Raw genomic sequence first — 22,465 nt, forward strand, 5'->3', positions numbered from 1 at the left:
CCACCGGAGGGCGCTATGGGTGTGATCAGTCTGTTGTGGGGCGTGCTGGCGCTGCTGTGGATGATCCTGGCGTTGATACCGCTGCTGGGCTGGGGCAACTGGTTCCTGATCCCGTTCGCCGCGGTCGGCGCGATCATCGCCGCGCTCGGCATCCTGTTCACCCACCCCAGCAAGCGCGGCCGGGCGTGGACCGGGCTGATCCTGAACGGCATCGTGGTGGTGGTCGGCATCCTGCGCCTGGGGCTGGGCGGCGGCGTGATCTGAGCCGGTCGGGCCGGTGCGACCGGGCGTCGCAGGGACACGGCCGCCGGCCGGGCAGGGAGTAGAATGGGCGGCTGCGCGAGCCCCCCGCGTGCCTGTCGAACCGCGCCCTGCGCGGCTGCTCCCATGATCATTCGTTCCCGTCCCCACGGCTGGCAACTGCTGTACATCCTGCGTGGCTCCATCGTTCCGGCGATCGCGCCGAAGGTGCTGGCCATCCTCATCCTGTCCATCGCGGTCGCCGCGGTGGTGGAACTGGCGCCGCCAATCGGCATCGAGCGCGTTTCGGTCACCCCGTTCACCCTGCTCGGCCTGGTCCTGTCGATCTTCCTCAGCTTCCGCAACAGCGCCTGCTACGACCGCTGGTGGGAGGGCCGCAAGCTGTGGGGCCAACTGGTGTTCGAATCGCGCTCGCTGGCGCGGCAGGTACAGGTGCTGCTGGCCGATGACGCACCGCGCCGCCAGCGCATCGGCTACCTGACCACCGCCTTCGCCCATGCACTGGCCGCGCGCCTGCGCGCCCGCGACGTCGCGCTGGCGGCGGTGCCATGGCTGGACGAAGAACAGCGCGGGCAGCTCGCCCAGCGCGAGAACGTGCCCGATGCGTTGCTGGCGATGATCGCCGCCGAACTGGCCCAGGCCCGTCGCGCCGGCACGCTCGATTCCATTCTTTACGTCCAGCTGGAAGAGCGCCTGCACGCGATGTCCTCGATCCAGGCTGGCTGCGAACGCATCCTGACCACCCCGCTGCCGTTCGCCTACACGCTGCTGCTGCACCGCTGCGCGTGGATGTTCTGCGTGCTGCTGCCGTTCGGCCTGGCCAGCTCGCTGGGCTGGGCCACGCCGGTGCTGTCGGCGGTGCTGGCCTATGCCTTCTTCGGCCTGGACCAGCTGGGTGAAGAGATGGAAGACCCGTTCGGCCTGGAGCCGAACGACCTGCCGCTGGACGCGCTGGTGCGCACCATCGAGATCGACCAGCTCGACGCCCTCGGCGAACGCCCGTTGCCCGCACCCCTGCTGCCGCAGGGCTACCTGTTGCAATAGCCACTCCCCGGAGCCTGCCATGCCTCATCCCCATTACCGCCCGCGGCGCATGCGCCATGACGAATTCTCGCGCCGCCTGATGCGCGAGAACACGCTGACCACCGACGACCTGATCTATCCGGTGTTCGTGCACGAACCGGCCGGTCGCGTTGCGGTGCCGTCGATGCCGGGCGTGGAACGGCTGTCGATCGAAGAGCTGCTGAAGGTGGCCGAGGAAGCGCTGGAACTGGGCATCCCGGTGATCGACCTGTTCCCGGTGCTGGATGCCTCGCAGAAGTCGCTGGACGCCTCGGCGGCGTGGGCCGAGGACGGCCTGGCGCAGCGTGCGATCCGCGCGCTGAAGTCGCGCTTCCCGGAGCTGGGGGTGATGACCGACGTGGCCCTGGATCCGTACACCACGCACGGCCAGGACGGCATCATCGATGACAAGGGCTACGTGCTCAACGACATCACCGTCGAAGCGCTGGTCAAGCAGTCGCTGTCGCATGCCGAGGCAGGCGCGGACATCATTTCGCCGTCGGACATGATGGATGGCCGCATCGGTGCGATCCGTCGTGCGCTGGACGCCGACCACCACCTCAACGTGCGCATCATGGCCTACTCGGCCAAGTACGCGTCGGCGTTCTACGGTCCGTTCCGCGATGCGGTGGGCAGTGCGGCCAGCCTCGGCAAGGCCGACAAGAAGACCTACCAGATGGACCCGGCCAATGGTGACGAGGCGATGCGCGAGATCGCCCTGGACCTGGAGGAGGGCGCGGACATGGTGATGGTCAAGCCGGGCATGCCGTACCTGGACCTGGTGCGGCGGGTGAAGGAAACCTTCGGGGTTCCGACCTTCGCTTACCAGGTCAGTGGCGAGTACGCGATGATGAAGGCGGCGTTCGCCAACGGCTGGCTGGACGAGCGCGCCTGCGTGCTGGAATCGCTGCTGGGCTTCAAGCGTGCCGGCGCCGATGGCGTGCTGACCTATTTCGCGCCGCAGGTGGCGCGTTGGCTGCGCGAGCGCTGACAATAGCGCCCACGACGGACGGAGGAACACGCGATGGGACCTGAAATGGGTTGGATGCAATGGCTGATCTGGGGCACCGGTACGCTGGTGTTCGGGGCCATCATCGTCGGCGTGTTCGTTGCTGCCTGGCGCGCCGCGCGGCGCCCGCCCGAGCAGCTCTCCGCTGCCGCCCGGGTCGCCCGCGAGCAGGCCGTGCCGGAAAGCGTGCAGGCCGAACTGGCTGCACTGAACCGGCGCAAGGACAACGGCCAGCTCAGCGAAGCGGAGTACGAGCAGCAGCGCGCGAAGGTGCTGTCGCGCTGAGCGCCGTGGCCCGGGACCCGGGCCATCCACGCATGTCGTGGATCTACTGGTAGCCGCCAACCCTGGTTGGCGGTTTTGTTTCTGTGCCGACCAAGGTCGGCACCTACCGGAGGGGGGCGGTACCGGAGGAGGGCGGTCGGCCTCCTCCGAACGCTCATCCACGCATGGCGTGGATCTACTGCATGCACCCGGGCACTGCCGCCACCTTCGGCACGGCCAGCCGGTATACATCCACGCCACCGGCGCGGGGCGACTTCGCCGCGTTGCTGGCCACCATCATTTCGCCCGGCTTGGCGTTGTCGACCACCGGCGCGCCGGTCCAGCCGCTGGCCTGGTTGAACGACAGTCCGATCGGCTGCAGCGCAGCGCCCGTCCATGCACAACCGCTGGTCCAGACCTGCGCGGTGTCACCGCTGCCACGGCTGAAGGCCACCGCGCCAGCGCTGCCCAGCCAGTCGCCATCGGTTTCATCGGCGGGGCTGTTCAATGCCTGCAATGCCGTCGCCGGGCCTCGCACGCCCTGCGCGTCCAACGAGGCCACGAACAAGTCCCAGCCGGCACCACGGCCCTGCTGGCGGGCAAACAGCAGCTGTCGCCCGTCCGCGCTCAATGCCGGCCCGCGCTCTTCATGGCGGCCACCATCGCCTGCCAGCGCTTGCGGCGCCCCCACGCTGCCATCGGCGGCGATGGCCGCCCGGTACAGCCCCGACCGGCCCTCGCGGCCTGCGGCGAACAGCAGCCAGCGGCCGTCGCGGCTGAAATACGGATCGCGCACCTCGCCGGACACCGCCAGCGGCAACGCCTGCGCCTGCTGCCAGCGGCCGTCGACCACGCGCGCCTGCCACAGCCCCCAGCCGGCCTCGCCACGGCGGGCGAAGACGATGCGCTGGCCATCGGCGCTGATCGTGGCCCGGCCTTCATCGGCACGGCTGGAGACCACGCCCATGCCTTCGATGCCGTACTCGTTCAACGCCATCGCCACCGGGGCAGAGAGTAGACTGGCGGCGAGCACCAGCAGGGTCGGGGCGATACGCATCATCCAGGTCCATGCACGAAAGAGCACCAGTCTAGCCAGCTTGAGGATTCCATGACCGATCGTTACGCCGTCTTCGGACACCCCGTCGCCCACTCGAAGTCGCCGCAGATCCATGCTGCGTTCGGTCGCCAGGAAGGCATCTCCCTCGACTACCGCAGCATCGATCTCGCCCCGGACGCATTCCTGGCCGGGCTGGAGGCGTTCGCCTCCGAAGGCGGTGTCGGTGCCAACGTCACCTCACCGCACAAGGAAGCGGCGTTCTCGGTGTGCACTACGCTGACCGCACGCGCGCGCCGCGCCGGCTCGGTCAATACCCTGCTGCGCAAGGGCGACCGCTGGCACGGTGACACCACCGATGGCATCGGTCTGGTGCGCGACCTCACCGACCGCCACAGCCTGGACCTGCGCGGCCGCCGCGTGCTGCTGCTGGGCGCCGGTGGTTCGGCGCGCAGCGTCGCTCCGGCGCTGCTGGATGCCGGCATCACCGAACTGGTGGTGGTCAACCGCACGCCGGAACGTGCCGATGAACTGATCGATGCCATGGGCGAGCCGGGCCGCGCGCTCAGCCGCTACTGGGATGATCTGCGCGACCTCGGTGATTTCGAACTGATCCTCAACGCCACCTCGGCCGGCCGTGATCGCGACGCCGAGTTCAAGCTGCCGCTGTCGCTGGTCAATTCGATGACCACGGCCGTCGACCTGAACTACGGCGAGGCCGCCATCGCCTTCCTGGCCTGGGCGCGCGCCGCGCAGTGCCGCAACACGGTCGATGGCCTGGGCATGCTGGTCGAGCAGGCGGCGGAGAGCTTCCTGCAGTGGCATGCCGTACGCCCGCAGACCGACGAGGTCTACCAGCAGCTGCGCGCCGGTGCCGGCGCCTTCGCCGGGCAGGACTGATCGATGGATACCCAGGCTCTGATGGTCTCCCTGCTGACCATGGTCGGCGTGCGCCTGCCGGTGCTGATTGCCCTGTGCGTCGGCCTGGTCTGGGTAATGGGCGCGCCGCGCGATCCGGCACGCACCGGCGCGCTGACCGGCCTGCTGCTGTTGCTGGCGTCCAGCATGGGCAGCCTGCTGGCCAACCTGGTGCCGATGTGGATGGTCAGCAACGGTGACTTCAGTGCGATCTCGCAGCTGAGTACCGTGCTGGGTGTGGTCCACTTCGGCCTGGCGATGCTCGATGCCGTTGGCACGGTACTGCTGGTCTGGGCATTGGTACGGCTGCTGCGGCTGCGCGCTGCGGCGCCCTGACCCCGATGGCGGCCTTGGCCGCGTCGGGGTGTTGCGGGGCGCGCATCCAGCCATCGCGCGACGCGGCTGACCCTGTTCAGCGCCCACGCCTCGGAGGCCGTGGCCGGCCATGCGACAATGGCCGGCCTGACCCCGCTACGGTAGTTCTGGCGTGACCGAAACCGTCGCCGCTCCACGCAAGCTCGATGACACCTTGAAGGACGCGATCCGCAAGGCGTACACGACGCTGCAGGCCAATACCCCCGGCTTCTCCACCCGCCGCTCGCAGAGCCAGATGATCGGCGTGGTGTCGCGTGCGCTGTCCACCAGCGGTGGCGTGGGCGTGGTCGAGGCGCCGACCGGCGTTGGCAAGAGCCTGGGCTACCTGACCGCCGGGGTGCCGATTGCCCTGGCCAGCAAGAAGAAGCTGGTGATCAGCACCGGTACCGTGGCGCTGCAGTCGCAGCTGGTCGAGCGCGATATTCCGAACTTCCTCAAGGCCACCGGCCTGGAGGCGACCGTTGCCCTGGCCAAGGGCCGCACCCGCTACCTGTGCACGCGCAACGCCGCCGAGGCGCACGGCGAGGGCGCGCAGAACGGCATGTTCGAGGACGAGCAGCCGCTGTTCGACCGCCCGCTGGCGCCGATCGAGATGGACATCGCCAAGCGCCTCACCGTGGCCTTCACCAGCGGCAGCTGGGACGGCGACATCGACAACGCACCGGAAACCATCAGTCCTGGCCTGCGTAGCCGTATCACCACCCCGGCCTCAGGCTGCGCGGGGCGACGCTGCGCGTACTCGGCGCAATGCGCGGTGCTGCGCTCGCGCAACACCGTGCGCGATGCGCAGATCGTGGTCACCAACCACGCGCTGCTGCTGTCGGCGCTGTCCATTGGTGACAGCGACAACGGCCAGCCGATGATCGCCGCGCCGTCGGACATGCTGCTGGTACTCGACGAAGGCCACCACGTGGGCAACGTGGCCATCGACCAGGGCGCGGCCAGCCTGGCATTGGATGAAATGGCCAAGCGCACCGGCCGCCTGCAGATCCTGATCGCCGGTGCCTACCGCGCGGTCGACAAGGATCGCCTCGGCAACCTGCTGCCGAACGAAGCCATCGACGCGGCCAGCAACGTGGCCAAGGGCCTGCGCATGTTCCGCGACCACGTCGAGGCGGTATGGATGCCGGCGCCGGCCGACGAGGAGCCGATGTGGCGCGCCGCCAACGGACGCCTGCCGGAGGCCTGGCGCGAGCCGATCGCGGCGCTGGCCGACGATACCCGCAGCCTCTACAACTGGGCGCACGCGGCCACCGCGCAGGTCGCCAAGGGCAAGCCGGACGATCCGGCGCGCGAGCGCCTGCAGCGCAACCTCGGCATGGCCCTGGAGATGATCGAGCAGCAGTACAACCTGTGGCAGGTCTGGCGCCGCGAGGACAAGGAAGGCGCGCCACCGATGGCGCGCTGGGTGACCGCCACCCGCGATGGCGACCTGGTGCTGCATGGCTCGCCGGTGTCGGCCGCGCACGTGCTGCGCAAGCTGTTGTGGGATGAAGTGGATTCGGTGGTGATGACCTCGGCGACGCTGACCGGTGGCGGCGACTTCCAGGCGCTGGCGATCGACAACGGCATCCCCGAAACCGCTGAGATGGTCTCGCTGTCCTCGCCGTTCGACCTGCCCAACCAGGCCGAGCTGATCGTGCCGCCGTTCCCGGTCACGCCCGATGACCGCGAAGGCCATCCGCGCGAAGTGGCGCGCTACATCGGCAAGGAACTGGACTGGACGAAGGGCTCGATGGTGCTGTTCACCTCGCGCTGGAAGATGGAGAAGGTGGCGGGCCTGATGCCGGCCGCCAAGCGCAAGCAGGTGCTGGTGCAGGGCGAGATGTCGAAGACGCGCATGATCGACGAACACCTGCGCCGTGTCGCCGCCGGCGAAGGTTCGGTGCTGTTCGGGCTGAACTCGTTCGGCGAAGGCCTGGATCTTCCCGGTGAGGCCTGCACCACGGTGGTGATCACCCAGGTGCCGTTCGCGGTGCCGACCGATCCGCAGACCGCCACCCTGAGCGAATGGGTGGAAGCGCGTGGGCTCAATGCGTTCAACCTGATCGCGATCCCGCATGCGCTGCGCACGCTGACCCAGTTCGCCGGCCGCCTGATCCGCACCTCCACCGACACCGGGCGGGTGATCATCCTCGACTCGCGCCTGCTGACCCGCCGTTACGGCAAGCGCATCATCGACGCGCTGCCGCCGTTCAAGCGCACCATCGGCTGAGCAGCGGGGTCAGATCCCTTCCGCAGGAAGGGCTCTGACCCGGCCGTGCGAGCAGGGTCGTTTCGCCCTTCAGTCCTGCGACTGCGGGCACGACTCGGATGCCAGTGCGTAGGGCTGGTACATGCAGCGGATCAGGTCATCCACGGTCTGCAGCCGCGGCGGCCATGCGACGCGCTGCGGGCCTTGCCTGGTCTGCATTCCGGCCATGCCGTCGCTGAGCGTGGCGCCCGGCGGCAGCGGCAGCGCCGCCAACCGCGCGCGGGCACGTCGCAGTGCCGGCAGGTCGTCGTCGAGAAAGGCGATGGTCGCATCCACATAAAGGTTCCATCCTTCCGGATCGGCGCCCGCCGGCTTGTACGTCAAGCGCATCAGCGCGCTGGCCGGATCGCGTTGCCCCGCGTAGGCGCGCAGTTGCGCCTCGTGCCAGGCCAACGCTGGGTGGCCGCTTGCCTTGGCCTGGCGCCGGTATGCGGCGAACAGGTCAGCCAGTTCCAACTGGCAGCCGGCGCGCCGGACCAGCGCGTCCCAACCCTCGCCGGGGCCGTGGTCGAATGCTGCCGGAGACATCGCCAGCAGTTGGGCACGATTGTCGAAGCGGCATTCGTCGGCGAACGCCGGCGTGGACGCAGTGGCCAGTGCCAGCGATATCAGGCTGAGGAAATGGCGCATCAGGAGGTCCATGTGTGGGGGTCGCACATGATGCACCCCCGGGGTGGACGGCACGACAGGCAACGTGCGCTGCAGCTGCCGGCCAGCGGCCGGCACTACCCGTCTTCAGTCGCCAAGCAGGGCGGTGTTGCGTACGGCGCCCTTGTCGGCGCTGGTGGCCAGCAGGGCATAGGCCTTCAGCGCGCTGGTGACCTTGCGTGGGCGCGGTGCGCGCGGCTTCCAGCCCCGTGCATCGGCGTCGGCGCGGCGCTGGGCCAGCGTCGCCTCCTCCACCAGCAGGTCGATGCGGCGGGCCGGGATGTCGATGCGGATGCGGTCGCCATCCTCCACCAGTCCGATCACACCGCCGCTGGCCGCTTCCGGCGAAACGTGGCCGATCGACAGGCCCGAGGTGCCACCGGAGAATCGGCCGTCGGTCAGCAGTGCGCACTGCTTGCCCAGGCCTTTCGACTTCAGGTAGCTGGTCGGGTACAGCATCTCCTGCATGCCCGGGCCGCCCTTCGGGCCTTCGTAGCGGATCACCACCACGTCGCCTGGCTTCACTTCATCGGCAAGAATGCCGGCCACGGCGGCGTCCTGGCTTTCGAACACGCGCGCATTGCCTTCGAACACGTGGATCGATTCGTCCACGCCTGCCGTCTTCACCACGCAGCCGTCGACGGCGAGGTTGCCGCGCAGCACGGCCAGCCCGCCTTCCTGCGAATAGGCATGTTCCAGCGCACGGATGCAGCCTTCGGCGCGATCCTGGTCCAGCGACGGCCAGCGCGTGGCCTGGCTGAAGGCTTCCTGGGTGGGAATGCCGGCGGGACCCGCCTTGAAGAAGGTGTGCAGGGTGTCGTTGTCGCTGCGCATCACGTCCCAGCGATCCAGTGCCTCACCGAGCGTGGCGCTGTGCACGGTCGGTACCGAAGTATCCAGCAGGCCGGCGCGATCCAGTTCACCGAGGATGCCGAACACACCACCGGCGCGGTGCACATCTTCGACGTGGTACTTGGGCGAGTTCGGCGCCACCTTGCACAGCTGTGGCACGCGCCGCGACAGTGCGTCGATGTGGGACAGGTCGAAGTCGACCTCTGCTTCCTGAGCAGCGGCCAGCAGGTGCAGGATGGTATTGGTCGAGCCGCCCATGGCGATGTCCAGGGTCATGGCGTTGGCGAACGCGGCCTGGGTGGCGATGCCGCGCGGCAGCGCACGCGGGTCTTCGCCGCCATACCAGCGGTGGCAGAGTTCGACGATCAGGCGGCCGGCGCGACGGAACAGCGCTTCGCGGTCGGCATGCGTGGCCAGGGTGGTGCCATTGCCCGGCAGCGACAGGCCCAGTGCTTCGGTCAGGCAGTTCATCGAGTTGGCGGTGAACATGCCCGAGCACGAGCCACAGGTGGGGCAGGCGCTGCGCTCGTACTCGGCTACTTTCTCGTCGCTGGCGCTTTCATCGGCGGCGATCACCATCGCATCAACCAGATCCAGCTTGTGCTCGGACAGCTTGGTCTTGCCGGCTTCCATCGGTCCGCCGGAGACGAACACCACCGGGATGTCCAGGCGCAGCGCCGCCATCAGCATGCCGGGGGTGATCTTGTCGCAGTTGCTGATGCACACCAGCGCATCGGCGCAGTGGGCGTTGACCATGTATTCGACGGCGTCGGCGATGATCTCGCGGCTGGGCAGCGAGTACAGCATGCCGTCGTGGCCCATGGCGATGCCGTCGTCCACGGCGATGGTGTTGAATTCCTTGGCGACGCCGCCGACCTGTTCGATCTCGCGCGCGACCAGCTGGCCGAGGTCCTTCAGGTGCACGTGGCCGGGCACGAACTGGGTGAAGGAGTTGGCGATGGCGATGATCGGCTTGTGGAAGTCGCCATCCTTCATGCCGGTGGCACGCCACAAGGCGCGGGCACCGGCCATGTTGCGGCCGGCGGTGGAGGTGCGGGAGCGGTATTCGGGCATGGCTGGCGGAACGGGCGGGCCGTACGACGTGGGGGTCGGTTGATCATGGCGGAGTTTTTCGGTTGCTGCTGCAACCACCGGAGGTGGTCCGGCAGGGCTGCGCCCTGCACCTGCCGAATCAACGGCAACGGCAATGGCAACGGCAACGTCAACGTCAAAAACTGGCTATCCCTGGGATGGCGGGGTGGGTCCGGTGGCGGGGGACGCCGTAAATACGTCCATGTAGGCTCGGTCGCGCCATCCATGGCGCTCACGCCCCCGCAACCGGACCCACCCCGCCTCCGACAGTTGGCCGTGGGCCAGTAGATCCACGCCATGCATGGATGGATCGAGGGAGAGGACGACGAAAATGAAATTCCGTTCATCTTTCCTACTTTGCCGATTCCGGTTGTTGGCCCGGATTTGGCATGATGGGGCATTGTTCCGACTTGAAGGCATGAGGCCATGAAACGTTCCCGCACCACCGCGTTGCTGCTGATGAGCGCTGCGCCGCTGCTGTTCACTGCCTGCCAGAAGGAAGAACAGGTGCAGGTGCAGGAAGGCCTGTATACCTCGGTGGAGGCCTGCACCACGGCTACTGCTGATCCTTCGGCGTGCCGCAATGCGTTTGCCGACGCGCAGAAGAAGTCTGCCGACGCAGCGCCGAAGTACGCGACCAAGGAAGCCTGCGAACAGGATTACAAGCCTGAGCAGTGCGTGCAGCAGCACACCTCGGCCGGCACCTCGTTCATCGGTCCGATGATGATGGGCTTCTTCATGTCGCAGATGCTGAGCAACCGCGGTGGCCTGGCCCCGCAGGCGCCGGCTTCGGCGCCTGCCTACCAGGACAAGAGCGCCGGTTGGGCGCGTCCTGCCCCGGGTGGCAGCGGCGGCCTGAACACCGCCAGCGGCATCGGTGCGGGCAAGGCCGGGCTGGCCCCGGTCAGCAGCGAACCGAACCGTGCGGTGACCGCCAGCCGCAGCGGCTTCGGCAGCACCAGTGCGCGCCGCAGCGGCAGCAGCGTCGGCGGCTGATCGACCCATGCAACGTATCCGTATTGCCGAGCGTGCCCAGTGGCGGGCGCGCGCGGAGGAAGCCGGTTTCCGCTTCCACACCATCGACGGCCAGCCGTACTGGGATGAAAGGGCGTATTACGCCTTCACCCTGCGCCAGATCGAACAGGACATCGAAGACCCCAGCGCCGAACTGCACCAGATGGCGATGGACCTGGTCGGCGATGTCATCGCCAGCGAGCGCCTGATGAACCAGCTGGCGATCCCCGCGCATTACCGCGACTGGATCGCCGACAGCTGGCGCCAGCGCCAGCCGCACCTGTACGGGCGCCTGGACCTGGCCTACGACGGCACCGGCCCGGCCAAGCTGTACGAACTGAACTACGACACGCCGACCTCGCTGTTCGAAGCCAGCTTCTTCCAGTGGCAGTGGCTGGAGGACCAGCGCAACGCCGGCCGCCTGCCGCAGCACGCCGACCAGTTCAACGCGATCCATGAAGCCCTGGTCGAACGCTTCGGCGAACTGGCCACGCAGCTGCCGCCGCCGCTGTATTTCAGTGCGGTGGGCAGCTCGGACGAAGACCGCGGTACGGTCGAGTATCTGCGCGACTGCGCTTCGCAGACGGGCCTGCACGGGCAGGCGATCGCCATCGAGGACATCGGCCTGTCCGAAGACGGGCGCTTCACCGCGCTGGACGATACGGTGATCGGCACGCTGTTCAAGCTGTACCCGCTGGAAGACCTGATGGCCGAGGAATTCGGTCGCGCGCTGCCGGGCTCGGGCGTGCAGCTGCTGGAACCGGCGTGGAAGGCGGTGCTGAGCAACAAGGGCATCCTGCCGCTGCTGTGGCAGCGCAACGTCGGTCATCCGAACCTGCTGGAAGCACACTTCGATGACGGCAGCGCGCTGGCCTCGGGCTGGGTGCGCAAGCCGCTGTTCTCGCGCGAAGGTGCCAACATCGAGATGCACCTGGCCGACGGCAGCACGCAGCGCAGCGACGGTCCGTACGACGGTCCGGCGATCCTCCAGCGTGCGCATCCGCTCACCCGCTTCGAAGGCGGTTACCCGCTGATCGGCAGCTGGGTGATCGGCGACCACGCCTGCGGCATCGGCATCCGCGAGGACGACAGCGCGATCACCCGCGACAGTGCGCGCTTCGTGCCGCACGCGATCATCGACGAAGCGCCGACGCGGATCTACGTCTGATGGCGGTGCGGCGCCCGCCCGGTCGGCGTGGGCGTCCTGCTCCCGTGCCGGGCCGTCATTTCGACGATGGTCGCGGCCTGAATGCGTTCGCCGACCGCATCGCGGTGCGCTGCCACCGCTGCGATACGCCGGGCTGGGTGCTGGCGAGCTGGCAGCCCTACCGTTGGACGGTGCGTTTCCGCTGCACCGGCTGCAGCGTTGCGCTGGACAGTGGCGACTGGGTGGGTGCGGTGTGCATGTCGGGGCGTCGGCCGTGCGGGTACTGCGGGCACCAATGGCTGTACGTGCATCGCCGGATCGCGTCGGGCGTTCGTTCGCCGGCCACCTTTCCCGCGCGATGTGGACAATGTGGGCGCAGCAGCGATGTCGACGTGTCGGCCGCCCCGCTGCGCGATGCCGAGCCGGCTGATCCGCACTTCGGCCTACCGCTGCATCTGGTTGAACCCGCCCGTGTCGGTTTGCTGTGGGCCTACAACGCCGAGCATCTGCAGGCGCTTCATGAGTACGCTGTCGCGACACTGCGTGAAACCAAAGGGCATCATCGCTCGATGTTCTCGCGGCTGCCGCAGTGGATGAAGCTGGCGCGGAATCGCGTGCTGCTGCAGCGCGCGGTGGAGCGGTTGCAGAAGCGCTTGCTGCAGGGGTAGTGCCGGCCGCTGGCCGGCAACCGCTGTTGGTAGAGGCCGACCTTGGTCGGCGCCGTTGATGGTGTGCCAACCAAGGTTGGCATCTACCAAGGCGGAGCGTCGGTAGCGCCGGGCCATGCCCGGCGGTTGTGGTGTTCCGCCGGCCAGCGGCCGGCATTACCGGTTACAGCAGCCCTTCGCGCTTCACCGCCAGATAGCGCTCCACCAGCGCGGCGGGCAGGGCATCGGCAGTGACGTCCAGCACCATCACCCGTTCGGCACGCAGCGCGTCATGCGCCTGCGCGCGCTGTTGCAGGTACAGCGCGGCGGCACCGGCCTGCGCGGCATCTTCCACCGTGTGCACCTCACCCTCCAGCGCAGCATCCAGCTCGCGCTCGCGCAGGCTGGCTACGCACACCAGATGGCGGCGCTGCAGCAGGCGCACCGCCGCAAGCAGGTCTTCGATGTCCTCGTCGCGCACGTTGCTGACCAGCATCACCAGCGCGCGCCGGGGCTGGCGCAGTGAGACTTCGGTGGCGGCAGCCAGGTAATCGGTGGCCACGGCCTGCGGCTGCAGGTCATAGCTGGCGCGCAACAGGTGCTGCACCGTGTCCATGCCGCGCTGCGGCGCCACCCAGCGACGCTCGCCGCCTACCGCGAACAGGCCGGCAGCATCGCCCTGGCGCAATGCCAGGTAGGCCACCACCAGCGAGGCGTTCAAGGCATGGTCGAAATGCGAGAGCCCGCCTTCGCTGGCCAGCATGCGCCGGCCGCTGTCGAGCATCAGCAGCAGCTGCTGGTTCTTCTCGTCCTGGTACTCGCGCGAGATCAGCTTGCGCGCGCGGGCGGTGGCCTTCCAGTCGAGCTGGCGCAGGCTGTCGCCGATGCGGTACTCGCGCATCTGGTGGAAGTCGGTGCCTTCGCCACGGCGGCGCTTCACATGTGCACCGACCAGTCGCGAGGCCTGGTCGGCACTGAACAGCGCAAATCGGGTGAGTGGCACGAAGTTGGGATAGACCCGCACCTCCAGCGCCGGTGGCAGCGTGCGTTGCTGCCACCACAACCGCCATGGCGAGCGGATGCGCAGCTGCACGCCTTCGAAGGCAAAGCGGCCGCGCTGCTGCGGCTGCACGTGGTAATGCAGCGAACTGGCATGGCCCGCCCGCAACTGCACGCGTTGCGGCAGTGATTCCAGTGGCCAACCGCCTGGCACCAGATCGAATACCTGTACCTGCATGGCCTGCCCGGACTGCAGGCGCAGGCCGATCTCGCGGCGCACGCCCAGTGCCAGGGCTTCGGGCACGTCGCGCTCGACGCTGGGCGATGGTCGTCGCCGCTGCCGCCACAGATCAACCAGTGCCAGCACCGCAACCAGTGCACCGGCCAGCGCCCAGCTCCAGCGTGGCAGCAGCCCGGCCAGCACCACGCCGCCCAGCGCAGCCCAGGCCAACAACAACGCCAGCAGCAGCGGCGCAGGCCTCATCGGCGCGGCGCTTCCACCTTGGCCAGCAGCGCACCCAGCACGTCGTCGGCACCCTGGCCTTCGATCTGCAGCTCCGGTGCCAATGCGATGCGGTGGCGCAGGGCAGGGCGGGCGATGTCGCGCACATCATCGGGCGTGACGAAGTCGCGACCGGCCAGCACCGCCTGCGCGCGCGAGGCACGCACCAGGGCAATGCTGCCGCGCGGGCCGGCACCGACGGCGATGCCCGGCCACTGCCGGGTGGCAGCGACGATGCGTACCGCGTAGTCGATCACTTCGTCATCCACGGTGATTGCCGCGGTGGCCTGCTGCAGCGCCAGCAGTTCGCCGGCACCAAGCACGCGCGGCACCTGGCTCAGGTCGAAATCGCTGGCGGCACGGCCGCTGGTGATCGCCGCGACCATGCGCTTCTCGTCCTCCAGCTGCGGATAGTCGATCAGCACCTTCAGCAGGAAACGGTCCAGCTGCGCTTCCGGCAGCGGATAGGTGCCTTCCTGTTCCAGTGGGTTCTGCGTGGCCAGCGCCATGAACGGCGGTGCCAGGGTGAAGGCCTTGCCTTCGATGGTGACCTGGCCTTCCTGCATCACTTCCAGCAGCGCGGACTGGGTCTTGGCCGGGGCCCGGTTGATCTCGTCGGCCAGCAGCAGGTTGGTGAACACCGGGCCGCGACGGATCTTGAAGCTCTCGCTCTTCGGGTCGTACACCGCATGGCCGCTGACGTCGCTGGGCATCAGGTCGGGGGTGAACTGCACGCGGCCATAGTCCAGTTCCAGTGCCTGTGCCAGCGCGCGCACCAGCAGGGTCTTGCCGAGGCCGGGCACGCCTTCGATCAGCACGTGGCCACCGGCCAGCAGGGCGACCAGGATCTGGTCGAGCACATCGGCCTGGCCGATGAAGGCATGGCCGACGGCCTGGCGGATGGCGTCGACGCGTTCGATCAGGCGGGCGGTGGCAGCCGCCGGAAGTTCAGGGGCATCGGTCATAGCAGGGATCTCATCTGGAGCAGCAAGCGGATGCGCTCGCGCAGGGCGGAGGAATCATGCGGCGAAGGCGGAGTGAGTGCACTGGCGACTCGACTGACGGGCCATTGCAGCACCGCGGCGATGGCCTGGTCACGCGCAGCACCGTCGAGTGCCGCAGCGACGGGCGCGCGCAGGCGCAAGCGGTGCAGGAACAGTGCCTGCACGGCCAGGTACAGGCGCGTGCCATGGCCGAAGCGCAGCAGCAGTTCGCCACTGGCGCGGACGTGTTCCAGCAACGAACGGCGTTCGATCACCGGCGCGGGGAGGGCACTGCCGAAGCGTTGCGCGCGTGACCACAGCCAGCCGAGGATCGCCAGCAGCAGCGGCACCCACAGCGGCCAGCCCTGGTAGAAGATGCGCGCGCCCAGCGAGGGCGGGCGGCTGCCGTACACCAGCCACATCGTGCCGCGCCCGTAGTTGGGATCGAGCAGGTAGCGCGTCAGGTCGCGGTGCGAGAGGTCATGCAGGCCATCGCGGGCAACGGCATCGGCGTCGACACTGCGGCGGCGTGTTGATGCGGACGGGCCTTCACCGCGCATGACGTCCATGTCCGCCAGCACGTCGATGCGGCCCTTGCCGTGCGGCAGGCGCGCGAACACCAGTCCTTCCTGGCCACCCCAGCGGCGCTCGGCCGTGGCGTTGGCCTGGAAGCCCAGGCTGAAGCGCCGGCCGCCGCAGAACTCGACGTGGCTGGGATCATCCACCACGTGGAAGGGTTGGCAGTCGCTGCCATGGAACAGGCTGTCCACGCCGATCCTGTCCAGCAGGGGACCCTGCGTGCTGCTGGCATCGTCCTCGGCCGGTGGCTGCGTGCGCAGCAGCAGATGGCCACCCGTGCCGACCCAGTCCAGCAGGGCCTGCGCAGTGCGCGGCGGCATGTCGGCGGTATCCTGCAGCAGCACCACCGTATCGGTGGCGGCCAGTGGCATCTGTGCCAGGTCCAGCCGCTGCCGGGACTGCACCTCGATGCCGTCGGCGCGCAGCGCCTGGCCCAGCACATACAGCGGGTTGTAGCTGGCTTCGCCCTGCGGCGGCAGCACGACGGTCTCGGTCACCTTTTCATGCGTGCGCAGGAACAGGATGGTCAGCGGCACCCCGAGCAGGACCAGCGCACCAAGCAGCAACGACCAGAACAGGCGCGGGCTCATGCCTGCCACCCGTACTGCTGGCGCAGCGTGCTGGCCAACGCGTCGAAATCACTGCGGGTGGGCAGGCGCCCGCCGTAGGCGGCGTACTGCCACATGCGCACGATGCGCGCGAACAGTTCACGGTCGGTGCTGTCGGACATGCGCCGCGAGGCACGCAGGCACTGTGCTTCGGTGGCACCGGGCGGCAACGCGATGCCGGTGCGCTCCACCAGCGTGCGCACGCTGGCACGATAGAGCAGCGCCAGCGCCTGCCGTGGCTGTCCCTGGTCCCACAGCAACCCAGCCTGGGTCGCCACATCCGGCGGCAGCACCACCGGCATTTCCACCTGCTCTTCGGTGATCTGCGGTGCCTGCTTTTCCTTGCGGCGGCCGGAACCGCGCAACCACGGCAGCCACAGCCGCGCGGTCAACAGCAGCACCAGCAGCAGAACCCCCAGCAGCCCCCACAGGCCCCATTCGGCGAGCCGAGCCAGCCACAACTGGCCGCTCTTGCGCGACGTGCGGTCCGCGTTGCTGCTGCTGTCCTTCTGCAGCTCTTTCTTGTCTTTCTGCTTCTCGGCGGCGTCTTCGATCGGCTTCCATCGGCTGACCTGCCGCGTCGGCCGCTGCAGCGGATCTTCGTAGGCGCGGTTCACGGCCTGGCGGAAGCCAGCGGTATCCACCGGCGTGTCGCCGAAGATCACCGCCGGTGTATTGGCCGGATCGTTTTCCGCAGTGGCCGCTTCTTCGGCTTCTTCAGCGTCTTCCGCTTCTGCGTCTTCATCGGCGTTGGCCGTGGCGGTCTGCGCGGCGTCCGGCGTGTCGGCGTCCTGTGCGTGCACGGGCGCCAACGGCAGCGCCAGGCACAACAGCAGCACCAACGAAGAGGCGACCGGCAGCAGGCGTTCGCGCAGGCGGCGCAGGGCGATTTCCACGTCCCAGGCTTCCATCTGCGTGCGTCGGTTCAAGTACAGGCCGAAGCCGGCGCCCACGTAGAACGGCCCGATCAGCGCCGCCGCCAGCCAGCACAACAGGTTGAGGCCAAGCTTGGCCCACGCAGGCGCCTCCACGCTGACCATCGCCCACGCTGCGCGCCAGGATTCGGGCAGCAGTTCCAGCGGGATGAAGATGAAGAGGGTGGCGATCGCGCCCACCACCAGCACCAGCTCGAATGCCAGGCAGATCAGCGCCAGCACCAGTGCGGGTCCCGCGGCGCCGGCAGCGACTGCACGCCGGCGAGCGCCGCGGTGTGTGGGCGCGTTGCCCTCCAGCAGATTGACCGGCAGGCACAGGCTGCGCAGGCCGCTGAAACGACGCCAGCCCAGGTAGCCCCAGAAGCCGCTGCCACCCCACTGCCGCTGCGCGCTCAGCGCAGCGCGCGGGCCGACCCGTTCGCCGAAGATGCCGCGCGAGAGCACGTACAGCGGTGCGCGTTCGAACAGCGGTTTGCACCACCACATCGCCAGCCACGCCCAGCCGAAGGCATCCAGCCACCAGGCCAGTGCATTGAACAGCACGAACAACGGCGCACTGGCCAGCAGCCAGCTGCCCCACACACCACGTGCGTGGCGGCGGGCCAGCGCGCTGCCCAGCTCCATCGCTTCCCAGCTGCTGCGCGCGCGCAGCACCACGTCCAGATGGTCAATCCGCATGGCCACCTCCGCGTCCACCGCGCCACAGCCACAGCAGCACGCCGGCCCACAGCACCCCGGCCACGCTGAACTTCACTGCAGCCGGAATGTCGGCGATGGAGGACCAGAACGCTTCCACGAACGCGGCCAGCAGCAGCATGAAGGCCACGCCCAGGCACAGCCGCGCGCCGATGCGCCCGCCTTCGACCAGCGCATCCACTCGGCGCCGCCGCCCGGGAGCCAGCAGTTTCATGCCCAGCTGCAGGCCGGCGCCGCCGGCAATCACGATCGCGGTCAGTTCGAACGCACCGTGGCCGGCCACAAAGCGCCAGAACGGGCCGCCATGGCCGATGTGCTGCAGGTGGCCGGCGACCGCGCCGATGGTGATGCCGTTGAACAACAGCACCAGCAACGTGCCCAACCCCGCCAGCAGGCCGCTGGCGAAGGTGCGCAGGGCGATGCTGATGTTGTTCATGATGTAGTAGCCGAACATCATCCAGTCGGTGCCGCTGTCGCGGCCCAGGCGCTCGGCGGATGGATCGTACATGCGCTCCATCTCGGCAATCTGGCCGTTGTCCATCAGCAGGTGGATGCTGTCCGGGTACACCTGCACCAGCACGAAGCAGGCCAGCGCCGGCACTGCGAACATCGCCAGCGCTGCCCACATGCTGCGCGCCTGGCTGCGCACCAGCAGCGGAAAATCAGCAACCAGGAATTCCAGCGCGCGCCGCCAGCGGGTCGGCGGCGTGCGGTACAGCACGCCATGGCCGTGCTGCATCAACTGCTGCAGGCGTTGCACCAGCTGCGGGCTGTAGCCGCGTTCGCGGGCCAGAGCCAACTGCTGGCACAGCCGTCGGTAACGCTGCGGGAAGCTGACATCGCCGGCTTCTTCCGCGCCCGGCCTGCGCCGGCGCCGCCGCGAGGCACCGGCGCGATGCTGCAGCCACTGCTCCAGGTCATGCCATTCCTGTTGATGGCGGGCGACGAACTGCTCCTGCTTCATCGTCGTCCCAGCAACCAGTTGGCCATTGCATACAGGCGCAGCACGCCGACCTGGCCGGACGCGCTGGTCAACGGCTCGGCGATGCCGGCCAGTTCCTGCTGGCGTGCGGGTGACAGGCGTGGCGCGCGCTCGGCGAAGGCCATCACCGCCGCCTGTTCCTCCGGCCGCAGCGGTTGCGGCGGCGCCAGCGCGCTGTCGATGGTGGCCGGCGGCGGCAGGTAATGCGGCGGTGCATGCACCACCATCGTGCCGGCAACCAGATCGCCCAGGCGGCGGCCATGCGGATCGAACAGGCTGCTGATCAGGCCCAGTGCGTAGCCGAAAGGCAGCATGTCCACGGTGCGCAGCAGGTTGCGGGTGATCGAGGCCATCCAGCCCACCGGCGCGCCATCCTGCGCGAGCACCCGCAGGCCCAGCACGCGCTTGCCGAGGGTACGGCCCCACAGCGCTTCGCAGACGATGGGGTAGGCCCACATCAGCAGGAACATCAGCGCCATGTACAGGCCGCGGCCGAACTCATCGAGCAGGGCCAGCGGAATGGACAGCGCGGTGAGCGCGCCGAAGCGGACGGCCAGGTCGATCAGCCAGGCCAGCGCACGCGGCATCGGGCCGGCCGCAGGCAACTGCAGCGGCACGCCTTCCGGCGTTACCACCTCGCGGTAGGTATCGAGCATCGGCGCGGCCATCAGCGCGATGGCCGCCGAAGTGGGCGCTGGAGTCCTCTCCGGCGTGCAGCCACGGGCATGGGGGTCTCGACGGTTCCTGGTCGGGCCCAGACTTTAGCAGAGCCCGGCCATTGGCGAGGCGGCCTCAGCCCAGGTATTCGTCCTTCAGCCGCACGTAGTGGTCGGCCGAATAGTGCAGCGACTCGATCTCCTTGTCGCTGAGCGTGCGCGCTGGACGGGCAGGGTTGCCCACCCACAGTTCGCCTTCGCCCACCACCTTGCCGGGGCCGACCACCGCACCGGCACCGACGAAGCCATGGCGCTCGACCCGGGCACCGTCGAGGATGCATGCGCCCATGCCGATAAGGCTGTAATCGCCGATGCTGCAGGCGTGGATGATGCAGCCATGGCCGACGGTGACGCCTTCGCCGATCAGGGTCGGGTAGCCGGCCTTGTTGTACGGGCTGTGGTGGCTGACGTGGATGATGGTGCCGTCCTGCACATTGGTGCGTGCACCGATCCGCACGAAATTGACGTCGCCACGGATGACCGTGCCCGGCCAGATCGATACGTCATCGGCCAGTTCGACATCGCCGATGATCGTGCAGGCCGGATCGACATACACGCGCTGGCCGAGCACCGGCATCTTGTCGCGGAAGGGGCGCAGCGGGGTCATCGGCATCTCCGGAAGAACAGGGCAATCGCGATGATGATACCGCGTGCAGGAAGCAGCCCCGCCGGTAGTGCCGGCCGCTGGCCGGCACCCGCAGAGGTTCTGCCGAAGGTGTATCGGGTTACCGGCCAGCGGCCGGCACTACCGTTTTTTCATGCCACGCGTCCGCGCCGTGCGCGCTCCAGGTGCACCAGCAGCAGAGAGATCGCCGCCGGGGTCATGCCCGGAATGCGCTGGGCCTGGCCGATGGTCTGCGGACGCACGCGCTCGAGCTTCTGCAGCGCTTCGGCCGACAGCCCGCGCACGATGGCGTAGTCGAAATCGCCGGCAATCGGCGTTGCTTCATGGCGCTGCTGGCGCTCGATCTCCTCGCGCTGGCGATCCAGGTAACCGGCGTACTTCACCCCGATCTCCACCTGTTCGGCCACTTTGCCATCGGCCACGGCCGGGCCGAGCGAGGGCACCCGCATCAGCTGCGCGTAATCCAGTTCCGGGCGCTTGATCAGGTCCAGCACGTTGGTTTCGCGGCTGACCGCCACGCCCAGCGTTTCCTGCACTTCGCGGCCCAGCGCATTGGCCGGCGTGGCCCACAGCGCGCCCAGGCGCGTGCGCTCGGCGGCCACGGCAGCCTGCTTGGTTTCGAAGGCACGCCAGCGACGATCATCGACCAGGCCCATGTCGCGGCCGGCCGGGGTCAGGCGCTGGTCGGCGTTGTCTTCGCGCAGCTGCAGGCGGTACTCGGCGCGGCTGGTGAACATGCGGTACGGCTCGTTGGTGCCGTGGGTGATCAGGTCATCCACCAGCACGCCGAGGTAGGCTTCGTCGCGACGCGGGCACCAGCCCTCGAGGCCACGCACCTGGCGAGCGGCGTTGAGGCCGGCCAGCAGGCCCTGTGCGGCAGCTTCTTCATAACCGGTGGTGCCGTTGATCTGGCCGGCGAAGAACAGGCCGTTGACCAGCTTGGTTTCCAGCGAGGCCTTCAGCCCGCGTGGATCGAAGAAGTCGTACTCGATGGCATAGCCGGGGCGGGTGATGTGCGCGTTCTGGAAACCACGGATGCTGCGCACCATCTCCAGCTGCACGTCGAACGGCAGCGAGGTGGAAATGCCGTTGGGATAGATCTCGACGATACCCAGGCCTTCGGGCTCGACGAAGATCTGGTGGCTGGCCTTCTCGGCGAAGCGCACCACCTTGTCCTCGATGGAGGGGCAGTAGCGCGGGCCGATGCCTTCGATCTGGCCGCTGTACAGCGGCGAGCGGTGCAGGGCGTCGCGGATGATCTGGTGGGTCTGCTCGCTGGTGTGGGTGATCCAGCAGCTGACCTGCTGCGGATGCTCATCCACCGAGCCGAGGAAGGACATCACCGGGCGCGGCGTGTCGCCGGGCTGCTCGTCCATCACGCTGTAGTCCAGCGAACGGCCGTCGATGCGCGGTGGCGTGCCGGTCTTCAGGCGGTCCACCTGGAAAGGCCGCTCGCGCAGTCGTGCGGCCAGCGTGGTGGCGGGCGGATCGCCCATGCGGCCGGCTGCGTACTGGGTCGGGCCGACGTGGATCTTGCCGGCCAGGAAGGTGCCGGCGGTCAGCACCACGGCCTCGGCATCGAAACGCAGGCCGGTCTGGGTGATGACCCCGCGCACGTGGTCGCCCTCGATGACCAGGTCATCCACCGCCGCCTGGAACACGGTCAGGTTGGCCTGTCCCTCGACGATGGCGCGGATCGCCATGCGGTACAGGTTGCGGTCGGCCTGGCAGCGGGTGGCGCGCACGGCCGGGCCCTTGGAGGCGTTGAGGGTGCGCCACTGGATGCCGGCGCGGTCGGCGGCATGCGCCATCGCACCGCCGAGGGCGTCGATTTCCTTGACCAGATGGCCCTTGCCGATGCCACCGATGGCCGGGTTGCAGCTCATCGCTCCCACCGTTTCGATGTTGTGGGTCAGCAACAGGGTGCGCACGCCGGTACGGGCCGCAGCCAGCGCGGCCTCGGTGCCGGCGTGGCCACCGCCGATGACGATGACGTCGTAACGATGGAAGGAATCGATCATGGGGGCTGTTCAGCAAGGGGCAGGCGCAGCCGGAGGCGGCGCCGGGGTGGCGATTTTAGCGCCAATCGAGGCAGGGACGTTGGCGCCGGCCGGCCGGCGTCGAAATCAACCCTAAAGTTGGCAGGATTTTTGCAGATAACCCAATAGCACCCACCGTGGCTGGCGCCGCAGGCGCTGGTGACCGGAATTGGAACAGGGGCCGGTACAGGCGCACGGTGGGGA

At 68.5% G+C, this 22,465-nt stretch carries 20 protein-coding genes and 1 pseudogene; 10 read left to right on the forward strand and 11 right to left on the reverse strand.

Going from position 1 to position 22,465, the window contains the following annotated elements; all coding sequences use genetic code 11:
• Positions 1 to 15: 15 nt before the first annotated feature.
• The 4 genes from AC1DKR_RS17750 (at position 16) to AC1DKR_RS17765 (ending at position 2,617) form a co-directional block, all read left to right on the forward strand.
• Positions 16 to 264 (forward strand): hypothetical protein, encoded by a 249-nt coding sequence (locus AC1DKR_RS17750; protein WP_032952021.1) that lies wholly within the window; start codon positions 16 to 18, stop codon positions 262 to 264.
• A gap of 123 nt (positions 265 to 387) precedes the next feature.
• On the forward strand, positions 388 to 1,305 hold the full coding sequence (locus AC1DKR_RS17755) for a bestrophin family protein (protein WP_478034115.1): 918 nt from the start codon (positions 388 to 390) through the stop codon (positions 1,303 to 1,305).
• A 19-nt stretch (positions 1,306 to 1,324) separates the two neighbouring features.
• The gene (gene hemB, locus AC1DKR_RS17760) at positions 1,325 to 2,314 is read left to right on the forward strand and encodes a porphobilinogen synthase (protein WP_025877543.1); all 990 of its coding nucleotides are present in this window, start codon (positions 1,325 to 1,327) and stop codon (positions 2,312 to 2,314) included.
• A gap of 33 nt (positions 2,315 to 2,347) precedes the next feature.
• Positions 2,348 to 2,617: a gas vesicle protein GvpG gene (locus AC1DKR_RS17765; protein ID WP_025877541.1), complete on the forward strand. Its 270-nt coding sequence runs from the start codon at positions 2,348 to 2,350 to the stop codon at positions 2,615 to 2,617.
• A 175-nt stretch (positions 2,618 to 2,792) separates the two neighbouring features.
• On the opposite strand, the gene AC1DKR_RS17770 is transcribed toward AC1DKR_RS17765, so the two are convergent.
• Positions 2,793 to 3,656, reverse strand: a complete 864-nt coding sequence (locus AC1DKR_RS17770) for a TolB-like translocation protein (protein WP_223497084.1) — start codon at positions 3,654 to 3,656, stop codon at positions 2,793 to 2,795.
• Between the two features lie 48 nt (positions 3,657 to 3,704).
• Between AC1DKR_RS17770 and aroE the strand changes: the two genes are divergently transcribed.
• The 3 genes and pseudogenes from aroE to dinG all read left to right on the forward strand — a co-directional run.
• A complete protein-coding gene (gene aroE / locus AC1DKR_RS17775; RefSeq protein ID WP_033832490.1) occupies positions 3,705 to 4,550 on the forward strand; it encodes a shikimate dehydrogenase in 846 nt (281 codons plus the stop codon).
• 3 nt (positions 4,551 to 4,553) lie between these two features.
• Complete coding sequence (locus tag AC1DKR_RS17780) at positions 4,554 to 4,904, forward strand: hypothetical protein (protein ID WP_478034118.1); 351 nt, start codon at positions 4,554 to 4,556, stop codon at positions 4,902 to 4,904.
• Positions 4,905 to 5,100: 196 nt separating this feature from the next.
• Positions 5,101 to 7,158, forward strand: a pseudogene (gene dinG, locus AC1DKR_RS17785) (ATP-dependent DNA helicase DinG); the annotation flags it as partial.
• A 69-nt stretch (positions 7,159 to 7,227) separates the two neighbouring features.
• Here dinG and AC1DKR_RS17790 read toward each other — a convergent pair.
• Positions 7,228 to 7,827 carry a hypothetical protein gene (locus AC1DKR_RS17790; protein WP_223497080.1) on the reverse strand — a complete coding sequence of 200 codons (600 nt, stop codon included), beginning with the start codon at positions 7,825 to 7,827 and terminating at the stop codon, positions 7,228 to 7,230.
• Between the two features lie 105 nt (positions 7,828 to 7,932).
• Positions 7,933 to 9,771 (reverse strand): dihydroxy-acid dehydratase, encoded by a 1,839-nt coding sequence (ilvD, locus tag AC1DKR_RS17795; RefSeq protein ID WP_312787952.1) that lies wholly within the window; start codon positions 9,769 to 9,771, stop codon positions 7,933 to 7,935.
• A gap of 444 nt (positions 9,772 to 10,215) precedes the next feature.
• On the opposite strand from ilvD, the gene AC1DKR_RS17800 reads away from it, so the two are divergent.
• From AC1DKR_RS17800 to AC1DKR_RS17810, 3 genes are read left to right on the forward strand one after another with little or no spacing between them, the layout of a single operon-like run.
• Entirely contained in the window at positions 10,216 to 10,785 is a 570-nt protein-coding gene (locus AC1DKR_RS17800) for a DUF1190 domain-containing protein (RefSeq protein WP_363733828.1), read from the forward strand.
• Positions 10,786 to 10,792: 7 nt separating this feature from the next.
• Positions 10,793 to 11,971 carry a glutathionylspermidine synthase family protein gene (locus AC1DKR_RS17805; protein ID WP_478034122.1) on the forward strand — a complete coding sequence of 393 codons (1,179 nt, stop codon included), beginning with the start codon at positions 10,793 to 10,795 and terminating at the stop codon, positions 11,969 to 11,971.
• Positions 11,971 to 12,618, forward strand: a complete 648-nt coding sequence (locus AC1DKR_RS17810) for a hypothetical protein (protein ID WP_478034124.1) — start codon at positions 11,971 to 11,973, stop codon at positions 12,616 to 12,618. The genes AC1DKR_RS17805 and AC1DKR_RS17810 overlap by 1 nt, the downstream gene beginning before the upstream one ends.
• Before the next feature lie 163 nt (positions 12,619 to 12,781).
• Here AC1DKR_RS17810 and AC1DKR_RS17815 read toward each other — a convergent pair whose 3' ends face one another.
• From AC1DKR_RS17815 to mnmG, 8 genes are all read right to left on the reverse strand, one after another.
• The gene (locus tag AC1DKR_RS17815) at positions 12,782 to 14,080 is read right to left on the reverse strand and encodes a DUF58 domain-containing protein (protein WP_059065525.1); all 1,299 of its coding nucleotides are present in this window, start codon (positions 14,078 to 14,080) and stop codon (positions 12,782 to 12,784) included.
• The gene (locus AC1DKR_RS17820) at positions 14,077 to 15,063 is read right to left on the reverse strand and encodes an AAA family ATPase (protein ID WP_025877520.1); all 987 of its coding nucleotides are present in this window, start codon (positions 15,061 to 15,063) and stop codon (positions 14,077 to 14,079) included. Before AC1DKR_RS17820 ends, AC1DKR_RS17815 begins: the two co-directional genes overlap by 4 nt.
• Complete coding sequence (locus tag AC1DKR_RS17825) at positions 15,060 to 16,250, reverse strand: DUF4350 domain-containing protein (protein ID WP_336022422.1); 1,191 nt, start codon at positions 16,248 to 16,250, stop codon at positions 15,060 to 15,062. The genes AC1DKR_RS17820 and AC1DKR_RS17825 overlap by 4 nt, the downstream gene beginning before the upstream one ends.
• Positions 16,247 to 17,881 (reverse strand): DUF4129 domain-containing protein, encoded by a 1,635-nt coding sequence (locus AC1DKR_RS17830; protein WP_478034127.1) that lies wholly within the window; start codon positions 17,879 to 17,881, stop codon positions 16,247 to 16,249. Before AC1DKR_RS17830 ends, AC1DKR_RS17825 begins: the two co-directional genes overlap by 4 nt.
• A complete protein-coding gene (locus AC1DKR_RS17835) occupies positions 17,871 to 18,863 on the reverse strand; it encodes a stage II sporulation protein M (RefSeq protein WP_033832487.1) in 993 nt (330 codons plus the stop codon). Before AC1DKR_RS17835 ends, AC1DKR_RS17830 begins: the two co-directional genes overlap by 11 nt.
• On the reverse strand, positions 18,860 to 19,549 hold the full coding sequence (locus AC1DKR_RS17840; RefSeq protein WP_032976856.1) for an RDD family protein: 690 nt from the start codon (positions 19,547 to 19,549) through the stop codon (positions 18,860 to 18,862). Before AC1DKR_RS17840 ends, AC1DKR_RS17835 begins: the two co-directional genes overlap by 4 nt.
• Positions 19,550 to 19,673: 124 nt before the next feature.
• Positions 19,674 to 20,204 carry a gamma carbonic anhydrase family protein gene (locus AC1DKR_RS17845; RefSeq protein ID WP_059065523.1) on the reverse strand — a complete coding sequence of 177 codons (531 nt, stop codon included), beginning with the start codon at positions 20,202 to 20,204 and terminating at the stop codon, positions 19,674 to 19,676.
• Between the two features lie 149 nt (positions 20,205 to 20,353).
• Positions 20,354 to 22,243 carry a tRNA uridine-5-carboxymethylaminomethyl(34) synthesis enzyme MnmG gene (mnmG, locus tag AC1DKR_RS17850; RefSeq protein WP_080149610.1) on the reverse strand — a complete coding sequence of 630 codons (1,890 nt, stop codon included), beginning with the start codon at positions 22,241 to 22,243 and terminating at the stop codon, positions 20,354 to 20,356.
• Between the last annotated feature and the right edge of the window lie 222 nt (positions 22,244 to 22,465).

Source organism: Stenotrophomonas sp. 01N47 (genome assembly GCF_056399165.1).